At 62.6% G+C, this 398-nt stretch carries 1 protein-coding gene; it reads left to right on the forward strand.

The genetic code is table 11. The features are described 5' to 3' along the window. On the forward strand, nucleotides 1-398 hold a 398-nt coding region (locus AC1D0P_RS31105), incomplete at both ends, for an FAD-dependent oxidoreductase (protein WP_477680250.1).

Genomic DNA, 398 nt, shown 5'->3' on the forward strand with positions numbered 1-398 from the left:
ACGCCGACCTGACCAAACCCGTGGCGTTGAAACTTGAGAGGCTCGGTGTCCGCGTCCTCACCGAAACCAAGGCCAAAGGCCTCGCAGCCAATGGCAAAGGTCTCGTCGTCGAGAAGGATGAAGCCGAAGAAACGATCGAGGCGGAGAAGATCCTGGTCACAGTCGGACGTCGCGCGCGGCTCGAAGGATGCGGTCTTGAGGAACTGGACCTCGAGATGAACGGCCGCTTCATCCGTATCGACGATCAATGCCGGACGTCGATGCGCGGCGTCTACGCCATCGGCGACGTCACGGGAGATCCGATGCTCGCCCATCGCGCCATGGCTCAGGGAGAGATGGTCGCGGAGATCGTCTCCGGCAGGCGCAGGACATGGGACAAGCGGTGCATACCCGCCGTC

It is taken from the genome of Polaromonas sp. P1_G2 (genome assembly GCF_056405515.1).